At 45.8% G+C, this 17,770-nt stretch carries 18 protein-coding genes; 17 read left to right on the plus strand and 1 reads right to left on the minus strand.

From position 1 onward, the window contains the following. Window positions 1-23: 23 nt before the first annotated feature. Window positions 24-1,691 carry a peptidylprolyl isomerase gene (locus SH580_RS06510; RefSeq protein WP_319834203.1) on the plus strand — a complete coding sequence of 556 codons (1,668 nt, stop codon included), beginning with the start codon at window positions 24-26 and terminating at the stop codon, window positions 1,689-1,691. Between the two features lie 10 nt (window positions 1,692-1,701). Next, window positions 1,702-1,890 (plus strand): DUF4250 domain-containing protein, encoded by a 189-nt coding sequence (locus SH580_RS06515; RefSeq protein ID WP_319834204.1) that lies wholly within the window; start codon window positions 1,702-1,704, stop codon window positions 1,888-1,890. Window positions 1,891-1,956: 66 nt separating this feature from the next. On the opposite strand, the gene SH580_RS06520 is transcribed toward SH580_RS06515, so the two are convergent. Beyond that, window positions 1,957-2,349, minus strand: a complete 393-nt coding sequence (locus SH580_RS06520) for a DUF3568 family protein (RefSeq protein ID WP_319834205.1) — start codon at window positions 2,347-2,349, stop codon at window positions 1,957-1,959. A gap of 524 nt (window positions 2,350-2,873) precedes the next feature. On the opposite strand from SH580_RS06520, the gene SH580_RS06525 reads away from it, so the two are divergent. From SH580_RS06525 to SH580_RS06590, 15 genes are all read left to right on the plus strand, one after another. Beyond that, window positions 2,874-3,863, plus strand: a complete 990-nt coding sequence (locus SH580_RS06525; protein ID WP_319834206.1) for an NAD-dependent epimerase/dehydratase family protein — start codon at window positions 2,874-2,876, stop codon at window positions 3,861-3,863. Window positions 3,864-3,984: 121 nt separating this feature from the next. Further along, window positions 3,985-5,118, plus strand: coding sequence for an outer membrane beta-barrel protein (locus SH580_RS06530; protein ID WP_319834207.1), 1,134 nt, complete (start codon window positions 3,985-3,987; stop codon window positions 5,116-5,118). Window positions 5,119-5,133: 15 nt separating this feature from the next. Continuing rightward, window positions 5,134-5,778, plus strand: a complete 645-nt coding sequence (locus SH580_RS06535) for a polysaccharide biosynthesis/export family protein (protein ID WP_319834208.1) — start codon at window positions 5,134-5,136, stop codon at window positions 5,776-5,778. A 20-nt stretch (window positions 5,779-5,798) separates the two neighbouring features. Beyond that, entirely contained in the window at window positions 5,799-6,605 is an 807-nt protein-coding gene (locus tag SH580_RS06540; protein ID WP_319834209.1) for a GumC family protein, read from the plus strand. Beyond that, entirely contained in the window at window positions 6,605-7,999 is a 1,395-nt protein-coding gene (locus SH580_RS06545; RefSeq protein WP_319834210.1) for a polysaccharide biosynthesis tyrosine autokinase, read from the plus strand. Before SH580_RS06540 ends, SH580_RS06545 begins: the two co-directional genes overlap by 1 nt. A gap of 53 nt (window positions 8,000-8,052) precedes the next feature. Beyond that, a complete protein-coding gene (locus SH580_RS06550; protein WP_319834211.1) occupies window positions 8,053-8,991 on the plus strand; it encodes a hypothetical protein in 939 nt (312 codons plus the stop codon). Between the two features lie 8 nt (window positions 8,992-8,999). Beyond that, window positions 9,000-10,184 (plus strand): glycosyltransferase, encoded by a 1,185-nt coding sequence (locus SH580_RS06555; RefSeq protein ID WP_319834212.1) that lies wholly within the window; start codon window positions 9,000-9,002, stop codon window positions 10,182-10,184. A gap of 12 nt (window positions 10,185-10,196) precedes the next feature. Next, window positions 10,197-11,123: a hypothetical protein gene (locus SH580_RS06560; protein WP_319834213.1), complete on the plus strand. Its 927-nt coding sequence runs from the start codon at window positions 10,197-10,199 to the stop codon at window positions 11,121-11,123. A 29-nt stretch (window positions 11,124-11,152) separates the two neighbouring features. Beyond that, window positions 11,153-12,286 carry a hypothetical protein gene (locus SH580_RS06565; RefSeq protein ID WP_319834214.1) on the plus strand — a complete coding sequence of 378 codons (1,134 nt, stop codon included), beginning with the start codon at window positions 11,153-11,155 and terminating at the stop codon, window positions 12,284-12,286. Window positions 12,287-12,333: 47 nt separating this feature from the next. Beyond that, window positions 12,334-13,902: a lipopolysaccharide biosynthesis protein gene (locus SH580_RS06570; RefSeq protein ID WP_319834215.1), complete on the plus strand. Its 1,569-nt coding sequence runs from the start codon at window positions 12,334-12,336 to the stop codon at window positions 13,900-13,902. Window positions 13,903-13,914: 12 nt separating this feature from the next. Next, on the plus strand, window positions 13,915-14,484 hold the full coding sequence (locus SH580_RS06575; RefSeq protein WP_319834216.1) for an acyltransferase: 570 nt from the start codon (window positions 13,915-13,917) through the stop codon (window positions 14,482-14,484). Next, window positions 14,474-15,610: a glycosyltransferase gene (locus tag SH580_RS06580; protein ID WP_319834217.1), complete on the plus strand. Its 1,137-nt coding sequence runs from the start codon at window positions 14,474-14,476 to the stop codon at window positions 15,608-15,610. Before SH580_RS06575 ends, SH580_RS06580 begins: the two co-directional genes overlap by 11 nt. Further along, complete coding sequence (locus SH580_RS06585) at window positions 15,607-16,557, plus strand: hypothetical protein (protein ID WP_319834218.1); 951 nt, start codon at window positions 15,607-15,609, stop codon at window positions 16,555-16,557. Before SH580_RS06580 ends, SH580_RS06585 begins: the two co-directional genes overlap by 4 nt. Window positions 16,558-16,667: 110 nt before the next feature. Next, window positions 16,668-17,228 (plus strand): glycosyltransferase, encoded by a 561-nt coding sequence (locus SH580_RS22160; protein ID WP_425607137.1) that lies wholly within the window; start codon window positions 16,668-16,670, stop codon window positions 17,226-17,228. After that, complete coding sequence (locus SH580_RS06590; protein WP_319834219.1) at window positions 17,210-17,758, plus strand: glycosyltransferase family 4 protein; 549 nt, start codon at window positions 17,210-17,212, stop codon at window positions 17,756-17,758. Before SH580_RS22160 ends, SH580_RS06590 begins: the two co-directional genes overlap by 19 nt. Window positions 17,759-17,770: the final 12 nt, after the last annotated feature.

Consider the following 17,770-nt stretch of genomic DNA (forward strand, 5'->3'; position numbering starts at 1 on the left):
CCTCACCCGTTTTTTCGTATCTCATGATCTCTTGGATTCAACACCACCTCATCCGTCACGGACGCTGGATTTTCCTGTCCCTGTTGGCTATTATTATCGTCGCATTTGTCTTCACCATCGGCAACACGCCCGGTTGCACGACAGATCGCAGTGGCTATCAGGAGAACCTATTTTATGGGATCGATCTGAATGCACCGCGCGAGCGCGAAGTCATCATCGAAAAAGTGCAGCTTAGCGCCTACCTCAATGGCCAACAGATCCGCAGCGACGAACAATTCCAATCACAGCTAACCAGCCGCATCGCACTGCTACACTTGGCAGACGAACTGGGCGTGCCCGCTCCCAGCCAAGAGACGCTGGCAGACTACATCACCACCAAGAATGCCTTTCGCGGCCCGGATGGCAAGTTCAGTGCCGACGCCTACACGAGCTTCGTGGATAACATGGAGTCGAACCCACGCGCACAAAAAGGACTCGTCCTATTGGTGTTGGAAGAAGATTACCGCATCAATCAAATCGGCTCCGTTCTAGCGGGTCCAGGCTACCTACTACCTTCCGAAGCACTGGCACAAACGCAACGCAACCGCACCGAGTTCACGCTCGCCACTGCTGAAATCAACTACGCCAGCTTTGCCCCCGAAATCGCGGCCGACGAGACGGCACTGCGCGAATACTACGAAAACAACAAGCTTCGCTACGAAATCCCCGAGCGCATCAAAGCCAGCTACGTATTTTTCGAGGATTCCAAATATGCTTCACAAATTACCGAAGCCACCGAAGCGGAACTGCGCGAGCACTTCATCGCCAATCGCGCCCAATTCGTAGCCGACTTTGAAGCCAATAAACCTGAGCCCGCAGAAGGCGAAGAAGCCGATGCAGATACAGCTGTCACCTTTGCCGATGTGCGCGAAGCCGTCGCCCAAAGCTACCTAACCGAGCAAGAAGCCCGCATCGCCAACGAAGCAGCCCAAGCCTTTGCGTACAGCCTCTACCGCGACGAGATCAAACGCGACTCCGCCGCCTTCAACGAATTACTCAATAAGTCAGGCGTCAGCCTCACCAAAATCGAGCCCTACACTCTAGCCGGCGCTCGCCAACGCGCCCTCTCGCCAGAGCTACTGGAGTCGGCCTTCAAACTGGGAGGCAACCGCTACTTCTCCGATGCCTACGCCATCGAGGGTGGCTACGCGGTGCTGATCTATGAAGGTCGTATCGCACCTGAGATTCCAGCCTTCGAAAGCGTGCAAGCCGAAGTCACCGCCGACTACAAGGCCGATGAAAAACGTCGCCTCTTCAACGAAAAAGGCGAGAGCCTGAAGTCCGAGCTCGAAGCCAAGATCGCCGCAGGCACAGAATTTGTCGCAGCCGCAGAAGCCCTTGGCCTCAAAGCACAGGCCTTCGACACTTTCAGCACACAAGAAGCCCCTAGCGAGCTCAACCGCAGCGCCCTGCAAACAGCACAAGGCATGCAAGCGGGTGAAATATCTCCCATGCTCACCACCGGCGGCACGGGCCTTTTCGTCTACGTGAAAGACAAAACAGTGCCCGAAATCGCAAGCGACGACGAAGACTTGGCGCAAGCCGAGGAATACCTCGCCCGATTCGCAGCCTACACCAGTGGCGCATCCTTCGCCAATGAACTCGTGTTTCACGGCCTCCCCGATGAGGCTAGCGAAGACCTTTCCGAATAGAACAAGACACATGGATTGGAGTCAGTTCCAACGAATCGACCCCCACCTACTTGTCGGTCTAGTCAACACCGAGCTCCGCAATCACGCGGACTCGTTGGATGACCTATGCCGCACTCACGACATCGATCGAGGTGAGCTATGCGCTCACCTCGCCAGTGCGGACTACCACTTTCAAACAGAGCAACAACAGTTCCGCTAAGTAATCGCGGAGAGAGAGAGTGATGCGACTGTGCGTGACTGTGCACGATTGCGCGCGACAGGCACGCTATAGGTATTTCTGAATCGCTTGATTCAAGCGGGAAGCCACCTCTTCGTCCCCAAAGGTGCCCACGCGAATACTTAACTCATAATACACGGGCGACTTCACTGCATAGCTCACAGTAATCTTCTGGTCAGCTGCATTCCGAAAAAGATACTTTCCCGCGGTCTGATCGCCCGAACCATTTATAAACTGTAGCCCAAGTTCTTGGCCCCCAAGCTTGATTGCCCGCTCTAACTGCTCGGGAGTCCCCTCGGCCAGCACCTGCAGATCCCCTAAGACATAGGCGGTGCTTCCAGCCGCAGCTCCGCCCGCAACAATAGCGACACAACCCGAGAATTGAAAGGTCGCTCCAACAAACAGAGCGGAAAGTAAACTGAGACGGACTAATCTATTCATAAGCGATACGATAGCACACAATCCATGACTCTCAACACTGAGTTAATTGAAAATATGGGGAATTATCAGTGGATATGCCGGACATATAAATAGAAGCGAATCAGTGATTTTAATGCAAAGGACTGGCCCTGACTTCTAAATTTAAGGTTCAAACATCGACCACTCTCAGAGTCGGCCCCAGGCATGTGACTCACCATGACAGCGCGCAGCCAAAATAGCTGATCATAAACTAGCGACATAAAGCTCACTCAAAATAAACAAGAAATCACATGCACATAGTTTGGTGTCTTTTCAGTAAATATAATCTACCGAAAAGACACCTCGCCCAAAATGGCATCCGAACTGCTAAGTCAAAATCCTCTTGGCAACAGGAAACAGTCCACACAACTATTCAGATTGGTTTTACTTATACAGGTAAGCGACCAATGGCGGAAGCTTCTTAGCAACTGCAACATCGCAAGCATGTATCACCAAGATACTAGCGATCGAACCACTTGACTTTCAACACACCTTAAAGAGTTCCAATGAAAATCTTACTAACAGGATGCGCCGGCTTTATCGGCTCACACCTGCTGGATCGCTTACTATCGGAAGGTCATGAAGTAGTTGGAATCGACTGCCTAGACGCTAACTATGCTGAACAAATCAAGCGGACTAACATCGCAAAGCATCTGCTCAAACCGCAGCAAAACTCCTCATTTAAGTTCATCCAATCCAATCTAGACGTAGAAACAACCTATGCTAAGCTCCGCAGTCAAAAGCTAACAAATTTTGACTGCATCCTTCATTTAGCCAGCACCACCAATCTACATGGATACGATGAAGCTGAGGAAGATCACACTTCAAATATCAACATCACCTTGCGCCTACTTGAATTTGCTCGCGAAGAGGAAATCCCACAATTCATCTTTGCATCATCCATACGCGTGTATGGACGTAACAGCAAAGTCCCCTGGTCCGAAACTCTCGAAAACCTGCAGCCAGTGAACAGCTCCGATAGCATTAAATACTACTGCGAGCAACTTGGCAGAGTTTATAGTGCCAACTATCCAATCCGCTTTTTGGCTCTACGCCTAGCCACAACCTACGGACCTAGGCAACCTCCGACGATGGCACTACACACCTTCGCACAAAACATTAGAGATGGAAGCACAATCCTACTGAACGGCGACGGCTACACCCGCCGAGATTACGTCTATATAGATGACGTTGTCGACGGCTTTATCGCTGCACTCAACTACAAGTCGAGTGCATACGAAGTCATCAACCTGGGCGGCAATCAAGCGCTGGAACTTTACGATCTCATCGCACAACTCGAAGTCTGCCTCAACCTTCAAGCTGACATTGAACAACTCCCTCGCACACAGCAGGAACTGGACATCACACATGCTTCCACCGAGAAAGCCACACAGCTATTACATTATCACCCGAAGGTAAGCTTCGAAGATGGCGTTCAACACTTCGCCGAATGGTTTATAAACACAAATCATACAAACACCCCTCTTACATCCTAATTTAAACAGACCTTATGCTACCTGACCCGTTTCTGATTAAGGAAACATTTATAATATTACGAATCACAATTAAGCGCGAATACTCTCCACAGAAGATCAATGAATGCACTCTCCAAAACTCATGAATAAAGGTACTATCATAACAGCGATACTTGGAGTCGCCACCCACGCACATGCTGAAATAAAACTGGGAGACATGGGCTCTGTTGGCTTTGGGCTCGAAACCACAATCCGCAGCACATCCAATGTCATATTAGACGAAACCCAACAGGACGACACAATATACTCCTTCATGCCAAAGGCGGTTTTTCGCTCAGACCAAGGAGCCGCCTCGATTGAAGCATATGCGGGTCTAAATATCATTCGCTACCACAACCTAAACAATAACGATTCAGAAAACATAAAAAGCGGCATTACGATTCTCTTTCCAGATGAACCACAAGGGGAAAATTATTCACTCAAGCTGAATGCGGCCTACAATCAAAACACCAATGCCAACTCCGCTCTACTCTCGGTCATCGAAACCGAAAATATCGCCCTATCCGCCACCGGCAACTATTTCATCAGCGAATATGTCTCCCTTCGAAGCGGACTAAGCTACTTAGAAAATACGTCGCAAACCGCTGGATTTGCGGACACCAGCACCCTGACCTGGCCCATCGCAATGTTCTACAAATATGACGAAGCGCTCAGCCTAGGAACCGGCTATCGCTACCGCAGATCCGAAGTCTCCAATGTCACGCCCGTGGCCAGTTCAGACGACCATGCATTCTATATTGGCGTCGAAGACCTCATTTCCCCCCTACTACAATATGAGTTACAGTGGGGCTACCAATACCGCGACTTCGACAACGATCAAAGTTTCGAGAATCTAGGCGGAGTCTACGCAGAAGCGATCCTAAGTTGGTATGCCACACAAAGATCTATATTTATGTTCAATGTCGGTAACGAATTCGGCACATCTGCAGCGAACCAATCTAGCGAAACATTTTCAACTAGTATACAATGGATGCACAAGTTTGACGAGCGCCTAAGCACAACCCTCGGCGCCGAGTATCAAGACATCGCTTACAAACAGATTATCGGCACACGTAATGACGAAGACTACTCCGCATTCCTAAATGCGGAGTATAAAGTGCTGGACGACAACATGATCCTTAGGGCCAGACTCCGCTATGCGGATCATAGCTCAAGCCTTGACGCAGCAAATTACGATGTAATCGAAGCCAGCATCAGTTGCTTCCTCCTCTTCTAACCGACCGAGCTATCCATGACACGTATATTTTTCTCACTAACTATATTGCTAGTAGTCAACATAACCGCGCTGACAGCAGTGGGCCAATCGACTGCGAGCGCACCGCATGAACCTGAAAATACGACTAGCTCAATCTATAAGCTCGCCCCTTTCGACATGCTAATGATCTCGGTCTATGGACAACCGGATTTAAGCAGTGAGCAACGAGTCACCGACCAAGGCTCGATCTCCGTTCCACTACTAGGTGAAGTGTCAGTCGGCGGCCTCACTGTATCACAAGCACAAAAGCAAATCGAAGAAGCTTTCATCGAGCAGAGATACCTGGTTAAGCCGGTGATCACCATTAGCATCGAAGCGTTCTCACCTAAGGTGATTACTGTGCTAGGCGAAGTCACGAATCCAGGTTCGATTGAGATACCTCATGGCCGAAATGGACTACCAATCCAAATAGCGATTGCTCAAGCCGGCGGCTTTACCGGAGCCGCGGCCAAGACTAATGTAAAGATCACACGCGCTAACACAGACGCCACAACGACTGAGCCAAAGAATGACACCGTCAATATCAGCGCGATCCTCGAGTCTGAGGGTGATGAAAAACTCCGCAGCCCCTACTTCGTCATGCCCGATGACATTATTTTTGTGCCTCGGAGACTATTTTAACCAATCAAGCTACACTTTATATGTCACAAGCTTCCAGCAACCAATTTCTATCAATTACAGACCTAATCAACATCCTGCGCCAGCGTTGGATACTTTCAGGGAGTCTCGCTCTCTTCGCAGCCATAGTCTTCGCAATTTATTTTCTAAATAAGACTCCAATCTACGAAGCCGAAGCATCTATGGTCGTCGAGTTGAATGCCGACAAAGTCGTCAATGTTCAGGAAGTAGTCGAAAGCAGTGTCCACAATAGTAGTCTACTCGAAACAGCGATGAATACACACATCGAGCGTTTAAAGAGTCGAATAATGGCCCAGAAAGTAGCTGACGACCTCTCGGAAGATGAACAAAAACGAGTGCTCAACTTTGGCCCGGAGAACTCGGCGGAATGGGACGCTCAACGCCTGCACACCGATCTCATCAATCGAATTAGCGGAAGTATGCTGCATATAAACTGGCTACCGGACTCACAAGTTCTTCGAGTCAGAGTCCAACACTCGGACCCCTACATCACGAAACGAATAGCTGATAGCTATGTCGCTCACTACATCCGACTTCAAATAGAACTCAAAGGTCAATCAACCGACCAGGCTGTCAGCTTTCTCGATGAACAAACCATTGAGCTCAGAAATCGTCTGGAAAAAGAGGAAGAGGCTCTGCAGAATTACAGAACTCAAAACGACTTGGTCACAGTAGAGCAAAACCAACAAATCGTCACTGAGCGCCTGAGCGACCTGAGTTCTGCAATCACTAAAGCTCAGTACGCCTGCTCGCGGCCGAAAGCCGACTCAAACAAGTCAAGCACGCTAAAGATGATCTCGAAAACTTAATGAATATCCCTCTAATCGGCGGTCGAAAGAACATCACCGCGATCTATAACGAACTGCAGGATCTCAAGCGCCAACAGGAAGTACTTTCCGAAACATACCTGGAACGCCACCCACGAATGGTCGAGAATATAGCCGCCATCAAAGCGGTCGAACGCGCCTTATGGACCGCAATCCAACAAGCCAGCAAAGAGCACGAAATCGAACAAAGTATGATCAAGGACGAGCTAGCTAGTTTAGAAAACAAGCTACAAGAAGCGGAAGAGGAAGCACGCCGACTAGAAAGCCTCTCCATCGAATATCGAGTTCTTTCACGCAAGGTAGAAGCACAACGTGAAATCTTCGATCAAATCACTTCGCGCTTTAATGAGACGAGCATCACCCAGCAGATGAACCTCACCACGATACGCACACTCGACCATGCTGCCCTCCCCAAACAAGCGATTTGGCCTGACATCAAAAAGATTGGACTCGCTTCCTGCATGCTATTCGGATGCCTCTTTGTCAGCGTGCCTTTAGCGCTTGAATTCATCGACAACAGACTCAAAACGTTCAACGACATTGAACGCTTTGTAGGCAAGCCAGTCATTGGGGATATTAAACTTCATAAAGGAAGGACGGACAATGAAATCGCCACCCTCGCATTAAACGATGATTTTCATTTCTCGGAACCCTTTGACACGATCTACGGCGCGTTACGTTTACAAATGGGGAATTTCGCCCCACCACTGAGCTTTGTCATTACCAGCTCAGTCCCCTCCGAAGGGAAAACCATTGTGGCCACCAACTTAGCCGGGACACTCGCCAAGCATCAGTTCAAGGCCATCATCATCGATTGCGATCTTCGACGGCCCAGCGTCCACCGCTATCTTGATATCGAGAATGATCGAGGTCTGCTCCACTGGCTACGCGGTGATACACAACTGGCAGACGATCCGCTCGCTGACGAAGCGCTCGGCATCAGCCAAATCAAAGCTGGTATCAATGCCTACATTCTCCCTGCCGGCGGTTCGACCAAACAAGCGGGCCCAGTTTTTGAAGAACCGCGCTTCGACCAATTGATTTCCAAGCTCAAGCAACACTTCGATTTCGTAATTTTTGATACATCCCCTGTCGGCCTTTTCCACGATGCCACGATTGTAGCCGACTATGCCGACCACACCATTTTCGTCGCGAGGCAAAACGCGACCAATCGCCAGAAAGTCCGTCACTCGATTGCCCAAATGGACCGAACTGAAGCCCCAGTTCTCGGCGTCGTCTTTAATGGAGTAAAAAACCACAACCTAGCTACAGGTTATGGCTACAATAGCAGCGGCTACAGTTACAGCGATCGTTACAGCTACGGCGACCATAAAGCAGCAAAGAAATACCATGCTGCCTATTTGGAGGCAGAATAAAGCCTAAGAACACAGTCTTCAAATCGCATTGCATTCTAAATTTCAAAAAAGAAATGAGTATCAAAACTAGCCTCAAATCGGCCTTTCCGTTCTTAAATGGAATCACAACCAAACCTGCGCTCTATCGGGAAAAGTTTAAGTATCTAGGGTCACCGAAACAGAGTGGCGATGCATTTAACTCATGGATGGCTGAACAGGTAAAAAAAGAAGAACCGACCTGTGTCTGCCGACTCGGGAGCGTGGAGCTCTCAGCCCTCAGGCACTACATAGAGTACGAAGGGTATAGCAAAGACAATGATTCAGTAGGAGTCCTAAATAACTTATTCAATAATGCAGGCGTCTACCCCAACGAACCAACAAGCTTCAATGCATTTGCAAAAACATACCTCAACGACCTCCCATTAGCTGACCTAGTAGGTATATGGTATAACCCTGGGGAGCGCGCAACCCTAGAGCAATACGCTCCTTGCGCACACTTCACCGAACTGCAAAACCTAGAGCCGTATTATTTTAATCAATCGTGGCTGAACAGCGCCAAAGGCAAACGTTTCCTGATTATCACACCATTTATAAAAACAGCACGATCTCAGGTGGCGCAACTTAAGGCCATTTGGCCTCAATATAAGGGGCTCTTTCACGAAGCAGCTTTCGAATTCATCAAAGCACCTGCTCATGCAGCCATGGTCACTCCTTCACATCTCAACTGGTCCACCGCCTTAGATGCCTTAAAAGCACAAATGGACACCATTGACTATGACGTTCTAATCGTCGGCGCAGGTGCATGGGGCTTGCCCCTTGCCGTCCATGCTAAACGCACCGGAAAGATAGGTTACCACCTCGGGGGCTCGACACAGTTACTTTTTGGCATCAAAGGTAAACGTTGGGACACTCACCCTATCATTTCAAAACTCTACAATGACCATTGGGTGCGTCCCTACGAAAGTGAGATTCCCAAGAAAGCGAACTTAGTTGAGGAAGGTTGCTACTGGTGAATTCAAAAATGAAAACAGTTATTCTAGCGGATACAGGTCATTCAGGGCATCGTCGCGTGTGGTTGGCAGCCTTCGCGGAGACATTCCTAGCGCAAGGCCACCACGTCATCCTAGTATTACCCGATCCGCAGCCTGTGTTGGAATTGATTCAATCCCGAATTAATGACACCTCCACAGTTAGTCACCAATCGTGGGATCTGCCACGTGTAACGAAGCGCAATCGTGCCTTCTTCAAGAATCTGGGATCATCCATTCGGATCTGGCGCTCACTCTCGAGCACAATCAAGGCACTTCCTCAAAAGCCAGATCTCGTCCTCCTTCCTTTTCTGGATGTGTTTGTCTGCCACGGCATATTCCCCCAGTTCCTTGATCGAGTGTTCCCATTTGTGTGGTATGGCATTTATTTTCAGCCACAATGGACACGACGCCACACCGAGAAACATATGAACCGAAGTGCCTACTTCTTAGAGACCATCGCAGTTCGTTCCAAATATTGCCGTGGCTTAGGCATCCTCGATGAAGGGGTTGGCGATATCGTGGCAAGCAAACACAAAGTGCCAGTCCATTGCTTCCCAGACTTTATCTATCCTTCAATCGAAGCACACGAATCCGAACTTGGAAAATCGGTAAGAAACAAAGCAAACAACCGTAAAATCGTGAGCTTTGTAGGGACCATTCAAAGCCGTAAAGGTTTCGAATCCTTTCTACAGCTCATGGATGTTGCCGATCCTCTAAAATACTATTTTCTAATAGCAGGAAAATTCACCCCAAATTGCTTCCCAACAACAGTCATTGAACGCTGGGAATCATTAAAAAAAGAGCCACCCGAAAATGTCACTGTCTTCAATGGGGCGATTGAAAACGATCAGGACTACTATGACCTGTTCAGGCAAAGCGATGTCATTTGGGGCGCCTACGAAGACTGGCCGCACAGTAGTAATGTGCTCACCCTATCTGCCGCCTTTAAAACCCCGATCCTTGTCAGTGATCATTACCTGATGGCGGAACGCGTGCGGCAGTTTAAATTAGGAGCTGTATTGCCGGATGAGCGATCTGGAGCAGCGCTACTCAAGGCAGTCGAGCAGTTAACCGTCAATACCAACGGGGCTTACGATGATTTTACCAAATTGCACAGCTTAGATGCCCTAAGCACTCAACTTGTTCATATTTTAGCACTCAACCAAGCCACCTGAAACCTAAATCCAATGGACCCCTTCTACGTCAGTCACCCATTAGTCAAAAACGCTTGGAAAAACGGCCCCAACTTCAAGGAAGTTGCAGGCGAAAATCCAAACGGCGAGGTCTATATCTATTTTTCAAGCAACGGGCTTTACTACCCCAACACCGAAGAGAATTTCCACAAATCAATCATTGAGAAAGACCGCTACGACTTCTTCAACTTCCGGTCCAAAGGGGCTGCAACCCACGTTTTTCTACGTGATGTGCATAAGCAATGGTATGTAACGGGGATCAGTCGATCGCTACCAGACCTACCAAGCGTAATTGAATTCTTAAGAGATCGATACAAAGGAAAGACAATCATTACAGTCGGTTCATCCGCAGGAGCCTATGCTGCCATCATCGCAGGTGTGCAATTACAGGCCAAACGAGTGTTCGCATTTGCCCCACAACTTGACTTAATCTCCTTAGCGGAAAAATCGGATTGGAAGGACTACGAGCTAGTCCAGCAATTTAAAAATGTTTATACATTCTGTTCTATTGCATCTGCAGCAGAAGTCGCAACCAGTGTAAAATCTAACTGTATTTATTATTTTGCACAAATTGACTCCAAGGAAGATCAGGAAGATATTCAACTGGCACTAAAATCCAAAACGATCACACCACTGCTATTTCAGGGGAACGCTCATGGAGTTCCGATCATCGCCCCGCTACTTCCAAAACTATTGGCTAGTAGTGCAGAAGACTTATCTTCACTCGCACAACGATCAAGCCAATGGGGACAACATCGATTTGGATTCCATCTAATTGGAATTCGTTATGTCCCACTGTTACTCAAATATAAACTCTATCAACTACTGAAGAAGTATGCCTTGAAGCCAATTGTGCAGGTCAAGAAGGAAATCGCATCACGAAAACGACAAGCAGCCACAAAACCTGAATCGCGGTGCTAAAGCTCAACTTACATCTGTGCGTCTTTTATGTGGCACATATTCTCTTCTACGCAGAACTATTAAATAAACTATTGGGGCGCGGAGAGCTACGCATGGCGGGACTGCAAGGACAAGATCTCGCGCTGATTGGCGTGCTCGGCTATAGTTTCTTTTTTGTTTCAGGTTTCCAGGCGATCCTGAACAGCACATGGTCGAGAGTCTATCTAGTCTTCCTCGCCATTTTTACAGTTTACGGCGTGCTGCAAGGGAATGAATTGGGTTGGATACGAACGGATCTGCGGACATGGCTTTGGCTGTACGGAGGGATCTCCCTGTTCTTAATACTCCAGAGCAGTCAAAGACCTGTCTGGCACTTAGCCATCATCTTCATCGCGCTTTCTGGGATGGCTCACTTGGGCACACAACAAGCAAACTCATCAGGGAACCTTGTGGTGGGGATGGATCGATTCTATAATCTCAATCTAATGGAAGTGAGCATCATCTTTATTGGCTATCTAGGCTTGCTTCTCAATTTCTTTGATGGATTTAAGCAGAGCAAATGGCTCACAATTCCAGCAGTCATTGTCTTTCTATACTATGGTATCTATATCTGCGCGACACGTAACATCATGCTGTCCTTCGTCGTGCTGATGACACTGTCAATCTATCGAGTATATATAAAAGGAAAAGGGATCCATCTACTACGAATAACGGGCTTCGGCGTCGCAGGGCTAGTGGCATTACTCCTCGTCTCAAACACTCCAGCAGGTCAGCGTTTTTTGAATAGTGATAAGCAGGATAAAAAATCAACATCCGCACGTTGGGAAGAAATTGTAAATGTCTCCAAAGAATTCCAAGCAGCCGAATTACTCTTTGGTAAAGGAATGGGGACAACCTTTCAAAACGCTCATAACCCAGGAAATTATTTTTTACACCTTGGGGTCTTTAATTTATACTTTAAATTTGGTCTCATTACATTCATCGGATTCATCATCGTTGCATGTATCTACTTCCCATGCTATTTCGTCGTTTACCCAAGCATAATGGCCAATCAAGCCTTCTTAAAATTCCTGCCCTATTTCTTTTCATGGTTAGTAATCTTCCTAATTTCCGGTGGCTACCAAGCATATAATTTCCTTGGGATTGGTATGAGTTTATGTCTATGGGCCACATCTAAAGACTAAAAAATATCTCTCGGCTCGTGAAATTCGCTCCTAGCCGCTCTATCACAATGAAAACTTCTATACTCAAAATATCCAGCTACGCCGGCGCTGCCAATATTATAGAACTAATATTAGCTCTACTAACTGCGGGCCTCAGCATTCGATTCTTAGGCTTGGAGGATGCAGGTTTTTTTCTATTTTTTGAAAGCCTAATACAAGTCAACGGAGGGTTATTTAATTTAGGTTTTCAATCCGCAGTTACTAAACAAGCAGGTCAAGCAATTGCTGAAGGAAACGAATTGAAAGCTCGTCGCCTATTTGAGGTAGGTATGACTATTGATCTCATTGCTGTATTCATCCCTGGTTTCACGATCCTTCTACTGGCTCCTCTAATTATAGAATACTCAGGATATACAGGCTCCTCCTCTCCCGCTATTATCTATATTTACTTTTCAATAGCCTCACTCATTCTTTCGAAGCTGACCTTAATATTCACAGTAGGTTTAGTCACACGTCACGCGTTTGGAATAGTTAGCGCTTATAGAATAATATCGAACATAACAACCAACTTAGTGAGAATCGGCATCCTAGTGTGGATTCCCTCACTGCCTACTCTCGGCTGTGCAAACACTTTATCCCTATTATTAGGGACCTGCTTCCTAGCAGTGGTATGCATTAAAAGAAACGGATATATTCCGAAACTGAGTATTCGAAAAACGGAAATTTCAGAACTATGGAACTTCAGTAAATGGGAATATGCATGGAATTTGAGTAGCATGCTTACTGCGAATCTCGACCGTATTTTAATAGTGAAATACTTTGGTCTGACAATGCTTCCTATATACAGCATGTCGAAGCGTGTCCTAACGCTAGGACACCGCTTCATTGTTGGTTTCACTGATTACTTTTTCCCATTATTATCAGGACAAACCAAGAAGGATCGAGCAACAATGATTCAGAAATTAGAATACCCACTGCCTTGGGGATTATTTTGTCTTGGAGCAATAGTATATGGCACTGCAGTCATTCTTGGACCGAATTTATTAGATCTCATGGTTGGAGATCAATTTGGCAGTCGCGCATTACCTGGCATTCTCGGATTTACAATCGTAGGGATGACTTGGCTGGTAGGAGTGCTACCTTACTACGTTGCACGTTCAGATGGCAAAACGTACCTCAATACATATGTCGCAGTCAGTAATTCCGCAATCGTTTTCACCTCCATTTGGATTTTCGCATATCAAGGTTCCTTTGTATCCACGATTTTTTGTCAAGCGCTAGTCATACCGGCATTTCTCATTCAATACCAAATATTGATCCCTGGTAGAAGTTTGCTTAAATCATTTATGCATCAGATAAAGCCCACTCTGGGATTTACGTTTGTATGGGCATTTGTGCTTCTCAGCTACTTCGCTAGCGATAGCTTTAACAAGGGTTGGCCTGCTGCAGTATTTTTTGAAGCACTCCTATTAATCGCAACTGGATTTATCATATTATATGAAATTATATACGGCAAGGATATGGAATTAAAGAAAGTGTTTCAAAAACTATTTCGATTCATCTTGCCGACGCTAAAAAAGATCCCCCCCGTGCCATTGAAATGCAGCGAGTTCGCTGCACGTTCACGTGACGTTTAATTTAGAATTTTAATGAAAAAGTCTTATAGGAGCCTGAGGGCATTGGTTAGAGCAAAAGCTCTGAATTCCCTTACAATATTACACGAACGAGTGATCGAGCACAGAAATCAATCATTACTGGCAAAGTTTAGCAAATTAGGAAACAATGTACTAGTGTATGGAAAGATCGAGGTCGGAAATCCAGAGAACATTCGTATTGGTAACGATGTTGCACTGAATGAAGGAGTTGTTCTAAATGCAAGAGCACCAATCACGATAGGAAACTCAGTAACAATTTCAGCAGGCGTTCAAATTCACACAGCTTATCTGGACATCGAACTACCTTATAACATCCGCAGACAAGAAACGGATAGCACAACGGGAGATGACCATTTAAAAAAACCTATCATCATTGAAGATGGCGTTTGGATAACTGCAGGTGTGATCATAACAGCTGGTAGCATCCTACGTGAAGGGTCTGTAATTCTACCAAACAGTTGCGTGTCAGGTGAAGTACCGGCCTTTCAACTATGGGGCGGATCTCCTGCAAAGTTAATTAGACCACTCAATCATTCAAAACGATATAAATCCAATGAGCACTAAAATTAAATTAAAAATATTAGTGCTAGGACAAGCGCCTCTTTCTAAGACCCTTAATCGTGAACGCTTTTTCTTGGAGCTACTTAGTCACTCGTATGATAATGTCGTTTACCACAGTGTTGAAATACACAAAGGTATAATACTACGAAGCTATCGCAAAATTTGCAGAATGCTAGAGAAAGACGTTGATTTACTACGAATTCCATACAACGAGAGAAATAACGTGAATCAAATCATTGCTGAAGAAGCACCTGATTGCATCTTGAGCCTCAGCTCACTAATAACAGGAAGAATAAGTAACTTCAGGCAAGTAGTCACTTGGGCAGATGCAGTATTTTCGAATATTATCGGACTATATGATAATTACAAGAAGCTTGATCCACTATCATTAGCCTTCGGCCATCAACTAGAACGACGGGCAATTCAACGATCACAGATTTTCGCAACGACATCGACCTGGTCCTCCCAAATTGCCCAAAGCACATATTGCAAGAAGATGAACAAAGTAAATATAGCAACGATCCCAAGATGCGCCATACTACCAACACTCCCTGAATATACCCAAAGGCACTTTGAAGATAAAGAAACCCTCAATCTTTTATTGATTACGAGCGATTGGGAGCGAAAAGGAGGGGATTACGTTCTCAATCTCTCAAAGTTATTAATATCCAACGGCATAGAACATCGATTACATATCATTGGCGACTGCCCTACACACATAGAGAAAAAGCCACATATAACAGGATACGGATATCTAAATAAATCCGATCCAAATGACTGGAAACTGTGGATGTCGATCATGAATATGATTCATTATAGTCTTTTATTCTCTTTTGCCGATTTCACCCCAAACACCATATACGAATCATATGCATTCGGAGTCCCAGTCATGGCCAATCGTATTGGTGCAACCCCTGAAATGGTAGTCGACAGTAGATCAGGGTATCTAATTCAGAATATAGATAACATGAATCAACTCATAACCCAACTAGAACCATTACTACTCGAGAGAAAACAATGGGCCGAACAATCTTCATATTGCCGTAAACTCTATGAAACCCGCTATTCAGACTCAGCATTACTTGAAAACCTACAAAACGCCATTATAGAATGCACAAAAACAGTATGAATACGCCGACCCTTATCATCATCTTTAACCGCCCGCAAAAAACACGAACGTTGATTGATGCACTACGTCCAGTGCGCCCCAACAGAATCTATGTTGCCGCCGATGGTCCACGTCCTGACCGCGAAGGAGAGGCAGCACTCTGCGAAGAAACTAGAGCAATCATTGATACTATTGATTGGCCATGCGAAATATTTAAAGATTATTCTAAAGAAAACATGGGCTGCGGACCACGGCCAGCGACTGCAATTTCGTGGGTTTTCGAACATGAAGAGTCTGCAATCATATTAGAGGATGACTGCATCCCCGATCCCTCGTTATTTCCATATTGTTCAGAGCTACTAGAAAAATATAAAAGTGACTCTCAGATTATGCAGATCTGTGGTACAAACCATATAGATAACTTACAAATAGAAGAGAGCTACTTCTACACACATTACATCTCTTGTTGGGGTTGGGCAACATGGCGAAGGGCCTGGCAGCATTTCGATTACGATATGACAGATTGTAAGGAAGAGCCAGTGACAGAGCTCTTACAAGGAATATTCAATGATATACCGTCTATCAAATTCTGGAAGAACACATTACTCAAAACACAAGAAGGTGATGATTCAGTCTGGGATTATCGCTGGCAATACGCGGTTTGGAAAAAACAAGGACTTTGCATAATACCTCGTGTAAACTTAGTTAGCAATATTGGATTCGGCCTAGATTCGACACATACATTTGACATAAAGAACCCAGACAACTCTAAAAAAATAAATACAATTAAGCAACCACTGATTCATCCTGCGTCGAAAAGCCAGAACCTAACATACAATTCTGAACGACAAAAGTCATTCAATGAAAGAAGTCTATGGAAGCATCTAAAAAAACAGCTCAAAAAGATTATTCCAGCTCAAGTAATCAAGCGCTACCAAATTAGAAAATATGGTCAAACATTCGACTAGATATCAGTTGCCAAATGCGGCAACAGGCAAAATTCGTATGCTCAAGAAATCCTCAAAAAGAAAAGAGCAATATGGACTGTCATATACAACGCATTTAACGACAATTCAGAATGAAAGTCCTATTTGATTATGCAGCATTCGTGCTACAAGCACGCGGCGGAGTCTCGCGAGTCCTATTTGAGTTATTTAAGAGCCTATCCAAACAAGCGAGACTACAGTGCAAGCTCTTCGCTGGCTTTCATTGCAATCAATACATTCGCGAAGCTCCACCAGAGCTCAAGAAACGAATCATAGGTTGTTACCTACCACCCAATTTTGTTCACCCTAAACTATTCTTTCCAATCAATCGCGTAATGTTTCAACTCTATGCGAAATGGTTTAATCCGGATATATGTCATTATACATATTTTGAAACTCCAAAAGTCCCTAATAACTGTAAAGCAGTTATTACTGTCCACGACATGATTCACGAGATCTTTCCGGAGACATTCTCCAATGACAATGAACATAAAAGGAAACAACAAGCCGTCCATAAGGCAGATGGTATCATCTGTATATCAGACAATACTAAGAAAGATTTAGAAAAATTTATTCCGTTAGAAAACAAGGCTGTCACAGTCATTCATCATGGGAACAATCTAGTTCCCACACTATGGCCGAACTCAACCTAGGCTATAGATATTGGCTATATGTTGGAAATAGAGGCTTTGACTATAAAAACTTTGATATCGTACTACAAGCTCTTCAGATACAGCAAGAAGAGACTGAGGCGCACTTAGTTTGCTTTGGGGGTGGTATTCTCACAGACAAGGAAGTAGCGAGATTCGAAGAACTCAAGCTGAGTGCCAAGGTACACCAAATCAGCGGGAATGACGAGCTCCTCTCGACCTATTACGCGAATGCTCACTGCTTAGTGTATCCATCCAAATACGAAGGGTTTGGCCTCCCTCCACTAGAGGCCATGGCAACGGGGTGCCCAGTTATCGCTAGTAATGCGCCTCCCATGCCTGAAATCATAGGCAACGCTGGCCTCTACTTCAACCCGGAAAGCCCACAGGAACTGGCTTCAATCATCCAGACATTAGACAGGCACACACGCGAATCACTCATAGATTTAGGAGTTCAACATGTTGCTAAATATACTTGGGAGCTATCCTCAGAACAAACGGTAGCTTTCTATAAATCACTTTCACCTCAATAATTATAAGCACTC

It is taken from the genome of Coraliomargarita algicola, assembly GCF_033878955.1.
Lineage (GTDB): Bacteria > Verrucomicrobiota > Verrucomicrobiia > Opitutales > Coraliomargaritaceae > Thalassobacterium > Thalassobacterium algicola.

Bases quoted from the DNA above. Each gene is read 5' to 3' on its own strand.
- SH580_RS06545 (WP_319834210.1), top strand. From the start codon at position 6,605: ATGAATATCCCTCTAATCGGCGGTCGAAAGAACATCACCGCGATCTAT.
- SH580_RS06525 (WP_319834206.1), top strand. From the start codon at position 2,874: ATGAAAATCTTACTAACAGGATGCGCCGGCTTTATCGGCTCACACCTG.
- SH580_RS06520 (WP_319834205.1), bottom strand. From the start codon at position 2,349: ATGAATAGATTAGTCCGTCTCAGTTTACTTTCCGCTCTGTTTGTTGGA.
- SH580_RS06530 (WP_319834207.1), top strand. From the start codon at position 3,985: ATGAATAAAGGTACTATCATAACAGCGATACTTGGAGTCGCCACCCAC.
- SH580_RS06570 (WP_319834215.1), top strand. From the start codon at position 12,334: ATGAAAACTTCTATACTCAAAATATCCAGCTACGCCGGCGCTGCCAAT.
- SH580_RS06510 (WP_319834203.1), top strand. From the start codon at position 24: ATGATCTCTTGGATTCAACACCACCTCATCCGTCACGGACGCTGGATT.
- SH580_RS06535 (WP_319834208.1), top strand. From the start codon at position 5,134: ATGACACGTATATTTTTCTCACTAACTATATTGCTAGTAGTCAACATA.
- SH580_RS06540 (WP_319834209.1), top strand. From the start codon at position 5,799: ATGTCACAAGCTTCCAGCAACCAATTTCTATCAATTACAGACCTAATC.
- SH580_RS06580 (WP_319834217.1), top strand. From the start codon at position 14,474: ATGAGCACTAAAATTAAATTAAAAATATTAGTGCTAGGACAAGCGCCT.
- SH580_RS06560 (WP_319834213.1), top strand. From the start codon at position 10,197: ATGGACCCCTTCTACGTCAGTCACCCATTAGTCAAAAACGCTTGGAAA.
- SH580_RS06590 (WP_319834219.1), top strand. From the start codon at position 17,210: ATGGCCGAACTCAACCTAGGCTATAGATATTGGCTATATGTTGGAAAT.
- SH580_RS06515 (WP_319834204.1), top strand. From the start codon at position 1,702: ATGGATTGGAGTCAGTTCCAACGAATCGACCCCCACCTACTTGTCGGT.
- SH580_RS22160 (WP_425607137.1), top strand. From the start codon at position 16,668: ATGAAAGTCCTATTTGATTATGCAGCATTCGTGCTACAAGCACGCGGC.
- SH580_RS06585 (WP_319834218.1), top strand. From the start codon at position 15,607: ATGAATACGCCGACCCTTATCATCATCTTTAACCGCCCGCAAAAAACA.
- SH580_RS06555 (WP_319834212.1), top strand. From the start codon at position 9,000: ATGAAAACAGTTATTCTAGCGGATACAGGTCATTCAGGGCATCGTCGC.
- SH580_RS06575 (WP_319834216.1), top strand. From the start codon at position 13,915: ATGAAAAAGTCTTATAGGAGCCTGAGGGCATTGGTTAGAGCAAAAGCT.
- SH580_RS06550 (WP_319834211.1), top strand. From the start codon at position 8,053: ATGAGTATCAAAACTAGCCTCAAATCGGCCTTTCCGTTCTTAAATGGA.